This window comes from bacterium, from assembly GCA_023228325.1.
GTDB lineage: Bacteria > Auribacterota > UBA6266 > UBA6266 > UBA6266 > UBA6266.
The window spans coordinates 4,229-11,807 of the sequence record JALOBK010000007.1 but is presented as its reverse complement, the minus strand read 5'-3'; the positions used below and the strand labels follow the sequence as shown (position 1 = coordinate 11,807).

Annotated in this window: 9 protein-coding genes and 4 tRNA genes; all 13 read right to left on the bottom strand. The window is 31.4% G+C overall.

Going from position 1 to position 7,579, the window contains the following annotated elements:
* Positions 1-52 precede the first annotated feature (52 nt).
* Positions 53-125, bottom strand: a tRNA-Pro gene (locus M0R36_10345).
* Positions 126-231: 106 nt separating this feature from the next.
* The gene (locus tag M0R36_10340; GenBank protein ID MCK9556193.1) at positions 232-1,902 is read right to left on the bottom strand and encodes a TROVE domain-containing protein; all 1,671 of its coding nucleotides are present in this window, start codon (positions 1,900-1,902) and stop codon (positions 232-234) included.
* A gap of 264 nt (positions 1,903-2,166) precedes the next feature.
* A tRNA-Thr gene (locus M0R36_10335) sits at positions 2,167-2,243 on the bottom strand.
* Between the two features lie 161 nt (positions 2,244-2,404).
* A tRNA-Gln gene (locus M0R36_10330) sits at positions 2,405-2,485 on the bottom strand.
* The gene (locus M0R36_10325) at positions 2,484-2,813 is read right to left on the bottom strand and encodes a hypothetical protein (protein MCK9556192.1); all 330 of its coding nucleotides are present in this window, start codon (positions 2,811-2,813) and stop codon (positions 2,484-2,486) included. Before M0R36_10325 ends, M0R36_10330 begins: the two co-directional genes overlap by 2 nt.
* 113 nt (positions 2,814-2,926) lie before the next feature.
* Positions 2,927-3,205, bottom strand: a complete 279-nt coding sequence (locus tag M0R36_10320; GenBank protein MCK9556191.1) for a hypothetical protein — start codon at positions 3,203-3,205, stop codon at positions 2,927-2,929.
* A 52-nt stretch (positions 3,206-3,257) separates the two neighbouring features.
* Complete coding sequence (locus M0R36_10315; protein ID MCK9556190.1) at positions 3,258-3,839, bottom strand: hypothetical protein; 582 nt, start codon at positions 3,837-3,839, stop codon at positions 3,258-3,260.
* A 9-nt stretch (positions 3,840-3,848) separates the two neighbouring features.
* Positions 3,849-3,925 (bottom strand) — tRNA-Leu (locus M0R36_10310).
* Position 3,926: 1 nt separating this feature from the next.
* Entirely contained in the window at positions 3,927-4,079 is a 153-nt protein-coding gene (locus M0R36_10305) for a hypothetical protein (protein ID MCK9556189.1), read from the bottom strand.
* 10 nt (positions 4,080-4,089) lie between these two features.
* Positions 4,090-4,479 carry a hypothetical protein gene (locus tag M0R36_10300; protein ID MCK9556188.1) on the bottom strand — a complete coding sequence of 130 codons (390 nt, stop codon included), beginning with the start codon at positions 4,477-4,479 and terminating at the stop codon, positions 4,090-4,092.
* A gap of 5 nt (positions 4,480-4,484) precedes the next feature.
* Positions 4,485-5,120, bottom strand: coding sequence for a hypothetical protein (locus M0R36_10295; GenBank protein ID MCK9556187.1), 636 nt, complete (start codon positions 5,118-5,120; stop codon positions 4,485-4,487).
* Positions 5,121-5,476: 356 nt separating this feature from the next.
* Positions 5,477-5,908, bottom strand: a complete 432-nt coding sequence (locus tag M0R36_10290; protein ID MCK9556186.1) for a hypothetical protein — start codon at positions 5,906-5,908, stop codon at positions 5,477-5,479.
* Positions 5,908-7,470 (bottom strand): hypothetical protein, encoded by a 1,563-nt coding sequence (locus M0R36_10285; GenBank protein MCK9556185.1) that lies wholly within the window; start codon positions 7,468-7,470, stop codon positions 5,908-5,910. Before M0R36_10285 ends, M0R36_10290 begins: the two co-directional genes overlap by 1 nt.
* Positions 7,471-7,579: the final 109 nt, after the last annotated feature.

Below are 7,579 nucleotides of genomic sequence, written 5' to 3'. Positions count from 1 at the left end.
TTTACCAAATTGATGTATCTCTTTTCACCACTGTGACTTTCATTTATATGCATCTCCGCGGCAAGACTCAAACTTGCGACCACTGGTTCCCAAAACCAGCATTCTATCAACTGAACTACGCGGAGTGAGTTACTTGAGATGCTGGGAGTGGGATTTAAACCCATGGTTGGCGTGTACCATTCGGGTGACTAGCCCGAATTCCAGAACATCTGGATTCTCCCAGCAATTTACTTAATTATTATTACCACATTCCTCTTCATATTCTGATTCTACAAATTTTACTTTAATATTCTTTTTATTTTTAGTTTGTTCGTAAAGGCTATTCACTTTTGAAGCATAACGTATAATTTGATCACTCCATCCACCAAGAATATATGTCCTTTCATAATTCTCTGGCATTATTGTATCTTCATATCCAGCAATCTGACATAAGAACACATTTACTTTTGAATTCACTTTATTTCTGTATGCATTGATTAATTTTGGAACATGAATATTTTTTACAGTACCTCTCCACAGATATGCTTCATATTCATCTGGATTAATTCCATATAATCCACCATGCCCCGCTTGCATATCAGAATAGATGAATATATTATCCCAATGTTCTTTTTTCTCAATAGCATTCTTTAGTGCAATCCAAACTCCATTCTCTGTTGCACTACCAATACTATCACCAATTTTATTAACATCCTTCAACTGATCAAACACAGATGATTTTTTTCTTATAGGTTTTAATGTTAATCTATCTCCAAATACTCCAACTATTCCTTCATCGGAGACCATGCCAGTTATCACACCCATAAGATTCCCAATGTGTCTGATTTGAGTTGTTCCATACATACTGATATTATTTTCTGCTGATCCGGAATTATCCACCAAAATTAAATTTTTTCCAGATAATTTTGGAAGATTTGGAAGTGACAACATTAGACATTCCTCAATGCCATCCAGTATAATAGGCGATGCGATGTTTTCAACCATCCTATATGCTGCATAATATCTGAATGGCATCTGCTTTCCTTCCGGTGCAGTTTCAATTAATTTATCTAACCATAATTTGTGTGATATGTTATTTTCAATTAAATTTTTTACATTTCTTAATAATGCCATGTGCCCCATAACATCTATACATTTTTCCCATGATCCACCAGAGGATCTGATAGATTCCCAAGTTTCTCTGTCATCAGTATTTAATTTCAATGTTCCGTTTAGAAGTTTGATTGTTTTATCGTTATATGCTCCACTCAATCGGATGACATCGATTGTCTTTACTTCTCTCGATTCCATTCTATATTTGGCTAAAGAATATTCGTTAGATGATTTAAGAAAATCACTCCAAGCTCTTTTGAGAGAATTTGGAATTGGTTTTCCATATTTTGATAATTGATATGCCAATCCAGTTGCTGGCTCATCTCCACGTTTAATAATTTCTTTAGCGTACTTTCTTATTAATTCAGATCCTTTAAGATCATTTCTGTTTGCTGCCATAACTAATATGACCTGTGGAGTGACTCTAATATAATCAATATTTCTTAATTCACTTGCAATTCTCAAAGTTTCTTCTGGATTATATGTTAAAGCTTCATCAATACATCTTTCCATTGTTTCTGCTGGTGATAAATTCTTAAAATCTGATTTATCAATTGGAGATAATACTTTAATTAATTCATCAAAATAATCAAATCTGGATTTATTAATTATTTTGCGTCTTTTTATCTTCTTCGATTTTTCATCGGATTTATAATATTGTGGTTCACCGAAGAAACATGATGCGGCAACAATCTTTAATCTTAATAAAGGATTGTTGATGTCAAAAGAATCACCATCCATGAAATTTTTATGTGTTGTTTTCATGAGTCTGTCTTCTTTTACTTCTTTTTTCTTGTTTAGATAACCCATTTCACACTTCTCCTTTTTTGAGAGAGATAAAGCAAGAGAGAAAAAACTTTAAGGGGTTTTACATTTTACCAGATGTATCCCTCAAATACACTGCTCTTGCTATTTAATAACTGGAGCCGATAGACTGTAGTTTATGTTTTGATAATTCATAGGACTATTCAAAACCTACAGCAATCGGCATGAATTGTTGGGAGAGAATAATTGATATGGTGTTTTTTCTGCCAATAGAAGTAACCACATCATCCACTACTCCCTAAAAATATTTGGAGCCGATGATTGAATTTAAACCCACGCCAAATTGATTACAGATCAATTACTCTGGCCAACTGAGCTACACCGGCAGTTGTATTCCAGGAAGAAAGATCTTTTGCAATTTTATATGCAGATTTGCGCCGGGAGCTTGGCAGACGCTACGCAATTTAGATCTTTCTTCCTTTATCCTCCGCACCAGATGACAATAATTAATGGTTGTGTCATCGCAACCAAAACACGAACTATTTATTGGCAGGGGTGGAGGGATTTGAACCCCCGGAAACAATGGCAGCTTCAAAGACTGCTGTCTTAACCACTTGACGACACCCCTAAACAATCTTATATTCAACTCCATCGAGTCTTAATCTTTTTGCTGTTTTAATATTTATTTTTCTAAAATTTCTTTTCTCCAAATCAAATACTGTAATATGATCCGGATCAAATTTTTCTACTCTCTTTACTGATTTCTTTTCTGTTTTACTTTTGTTCTTAATATATTCCTTAACAAATTTTTCATCTGGTTCCATTGATGCAATCATATGTCTTTCTTCGCCATCATCCTTGATAAAATCAACTTCAAAAACTTTCTTTCTATTTTTAAAAAGAAGAGTAACAATGTGCTGTCTTTTTAATGTTTCAATTTTCTTTTCTTCAGGCATTTATTCCTCCAAAATATAATTCTAACCCATATTGGGAATTATTTTCAAATTTAAAAATGGAGATGTGCTGTTTTGTTAACAGCACATCTCAAATCAAAAAGGTTAAAAGATGATCACTTCATCTTGTTTCCGACTGGGGTCTTGGACATCTTGACGCGGTGATAATTCCCGCCTTCTTTTTCCAGCTTGGGGGTGTACACGTATTTGTTGTCATACGCCTGGAATTCAGGATAGCACAGGCTCTTGGGAGCGCCTTTCCACCTGAAGTTCACATCGAGAACAGCGTCATCATCATCAACTTCAACTGTGTCGCCATCTGCCAGCTCGATGTTGATTCCCCTGCATTTTCCGAAATTGAATCCGTTGTCCTCAAGAAATTCTCTGATTGTCATGAAAACTCCTCCTGTTTGTTTTTAAACACTCTCGTGTTTAGTTTTGGTCCTCTCAGACCGTTTTCTTTTCGCCACTTTCCGATGCTACAACTATTTTTATTTTAATCGTTTTGTTTGGTTTTGTAACTTTTGGAACTTTTAGAATATCAGTAGAGACTTTTTTCTCAACTGGTTCATCATATTGTTCCGGCATTATGGTTGGTTCCACCTCAATATCTTTTTCTATTTTTCCTTGAAAAACAGTTATAAACTTTTCATTTTTATTGTCACTATTATCATATATAACTGTTTTATCAAATTCTTCGGACATTTCCAACTCCTTAATTTCCTTTTCTGTAATAGCATCCAATTCTTCACTGTATAACATGCTAGTCACATCATTGTCATCTATATCCTTACAAGAAATTCCATTTGTAAATGCAAAAGCTTCAATTAAAGTTTCCAAACTACAATTTTTAAAATCGGAACTTCTTGCTAATAAAATATCATTTAAATGTTCCATCATTTCAGTAGCGTTATCTATCCATTTTGGTTCCTCTTTACATAAATACCATATATCGTCCATTATAAATAATATTGATTTTGGATTGCTTTTAATAATATTTATTAGATCGGTGAAATGTAATTCAGCCATTAATTCTCCTGGTAGCCCCAGCGGGATTCGAACCTGCACATTCTTGATCCTAAATCAAGTGCCTATACCATTTCGGCTATGGGGCCATTAAATGAAATCTTTTTCTCTTATCTGCAATCTATCATTTTTTTTATTTTTTTCTTTTGATTTTAATTTATCATTATTCTTTTTTAATTTTGGTTTTTTATTGTTATCAGTTTCAATATTATCAGCATCTTCATAATTATTGATTATAACCATGATCCCACCCCTAGAATTTAATAATACTAAAACTAAGGCCGCTATATAAATTCCTATAGTGATAATCATCATCCAAACTATATGCGACAAATATTCCACATTTGATATCAATTATTTTTAAAAATAATCTGTTTAGAGATAATCCAAATGCTTGCTCAGTAATCATAAAATCAAGAGTATAATTATTTTTTTCAGTCAGAACAAATGACAAATGAGGTTTTATTCTTCGTGATGTAAAAATAAAACCCTGATTTATTTTTGGAATTACATTGTAAACTGATCCAATTCTTTTTGTTTCCTTTTCGGTTTTTAAATCAAATATTTCCTTTTTTGTTTCTGCATGAGAAATTGAAAATAAAAAACAAAGAGAAAAAATAATCAATATATTTTTCTTTAACACACTCATTATCCTCCGAGCTGTGACATGTTCAAAATATTTTTGAATTCAGAAACAGTAATAACTTTTTTCCATGGTAATAATTTATATTCTATGAAACTTTTTAAATCTATTTCTTTTAGGCTTGGCAATCTTTTTGATTCTGGTGGCAACAATTTATCTTCAGCAGGTGAGCACCATTTATTTATATCCTTTCTATATCCAATTCTTCTAACTGGATTATCCCTTATAATAATCAAATCTAAACCAGGGATATTCTTTTTTAAATTATTCTTTAAAAATTCCTTAACTTCCATATCTGAATTTTCTTTGAAATCAACAAAAAAATTAGAAGTGATATGATATCCATTTCCAGAATATAAAATTGTGAAATATTTTTTGAAAATATTCATTGATTTCAAAACTAAAAAATATGAATATATTTTAGAGTTGCTAGATTTTTTAGTATCTATATCCAAGATTAATTGAAAAAAATTAGATTTTTTTTCTTTAATAAATGGTGATATCCAAATTTCTATTTTTCCATTTAATATATCATTATAATGTTTAACCTGTAAATCTTCAATAAAATCTTTTATCTTTTTTTCTTGTATTGGCATTGTTGCCAGATATTTAAATTTAACAATCGAATTTTTACTTAACATTTTAACCCCAAAATTTTATTTTTGTTCGAAGAAATAAAAATAAGTTTTTGAGGTTAGGTAGGAAAGGGGGAGGGTGAATTCATCACCCAACCCCCAGACCAATCGCACCTTCTTGAAACCCCAATTAATAAACCTCTGGTGGTAGCAAAAGCATCACCTGACCAGGAGCGTAGGGGCATCTGTTATAGCATAATCGATGTAAGCATTTGCTTCTTCAGCAAATAGAATACATGTCATTATACCATACCTCTGAATTCCAGCCCAGGAATCCTTTGACCGCTTGAGGCGTAGCGTAGAGTCTCATAAGAGACTCTCACCAGATTCGTTTACGGATTTTAGTCATTCAAAGAATGACCTCAAGAAGGCCGTAATCTGGCTACCACTTTTTGAGTTTGTCTCATATCTAAATGCGAGCACACAAAAGTTTGCCCACATTGTTTACAGTATGCCGTATTTATTAGTTTGCTGCTATTCAATTTTCCATTGACTAGCATTGTTGTGACATTCGATAATGGAATATTGGAAATGAATTCCATGATGTTGCATTTATGAGGAATTCTTTTTTTATTATAGAATTCCAAGCATTTGTGATATTTTTCTTTATCTTTAGTGACAATTACCTTATCACAAACTGTGAATGTTTCTTTTCCATTGCTGATTTTTTTCAGAGATACAATCCCAATATTTCCATTTCTGTTATGTTCTATCCAGTTCTTTCCGTCTAATCTGATATGATCATTTTTACTTTTTACACATGCATCCCTTATTGCATCAATAACACTGGCCATTATGTATTCTCCTTCTTTAGCTGTTTTCCTAGTTTTACAATTTCACTATCGGAATCAGCTATCATTTCTTCATACATTTTGAAATGTGCCAGCGCATTCATTCTTATTTTTGCATTTTGATGTTTTATATCTTTTTTCAAAAATCCAAGTTTTCTTCTTGATTCCAATGCAATCCTTGTATTATTGTCATGTAAATGCGGGTAATCATACCCAATCTCTTTACATGCGTGGGATCTCATTTGATCATTTGGATCAAAAACATTCTCTGGTAAGAATCCTTCTTTTCTACATTTTTCAAGCCGGACTTTATATGGGATGCTCATATTGATCCGGGGATCAATACTTAGTTTTGTAAAAATTGAAGAATTCTCTTTTACGAATTCTACGCAATTATCTTTGTATGTATTGTTCCTGCTATTAAAACAGTTTCTGATAACTTCAAATGGATTCTTCATAAATTTGAAAAACAAATGTTCTTTCTCATTTGTTTTGTCGTATTTAACATTCCAATCATTGAAGATAACACAATAAATTATTTTATTGTTTTTATCTAGCAAATCCCAAATCTCATCTCTCTTCAATAGAGATTGAACGTTAATATACCTATTTATTAGAATCATTTGAAATAAGCTATGAGAATTCTCATCTGCTGGCGGTTGTTTTTCATGTATCAGAATAATTTTTACATCGCCAACTTTCAAATTTCTAGTATTAACTATGTAATTCTCAACTGTTTTGCGGTTTATGCACCTCAACAAAAAGTCCCAAAATAATTTTGTTGATCTAATTTCAGTCCTGAAAATATTGAGATAAGCAACTATTTTATTAGCTGGTATAGTACTCAATATGACTCTGATTTCATTTTCAAGCATTGCTCGTGTTCTTTTCTTTCTATACGCGCAAGACAACGTTTTGAAAATTTTTATTGTTTTTTCGTTTACGTTCGATAATAGTGAAATTATGATTTTCTTTAATTCTTTTTCATTTTTATTGCTATCAAATATATCTAGCAATTTTCCTATATTCAATTTTGCAACAGAATTTTCAAATTCGTCCCTATCATTAATTGATAGATATTTCAGATACTGTATTGCTTCATATTTATGTGGTATCAAATTTTCAAATTGAGTATAGTAACAGTTGCTTCTCGTATCTGTAATTGCTTGTCTGCTCATAACACTGTTATCATGAGAGACTTTGAATTTTAATTTACCCATTAAAATATTTGTTACCGAGGAATCAATCTGGATATTTGTTGTATCCAGAATCTTCTTCAGTTTTGATATTAGATCGTGATTTGAAATTCTATTTAATTCTTTTTTTAGAATTTTTACATTTTTATTAATTATTTCTTGATCATCATTTGGTAGTTTTAATATTAGAAAAATATCCAATATTAATTTTTTCATTGCTTCTGTTTGAGCTGTAGAAAGAAGCAATGATCCAATTGGATTGTTAAATTCCACGACTATAGTTTGAATATTCTCTTTTTCCATTTTGTTTAGTTTTATTAATTGTTTCAACTGTGGCGAATTAAAAGTATCACCAAACAATTCTAACATAGAAAAAAACTCCATTCTTTATTGAAAAATAAAAACAAAGATTACCTGTCACTAAATATATATATTTAGTTTATAGATCTTTATAAAAGATCAGCCTCGTCAATTATTT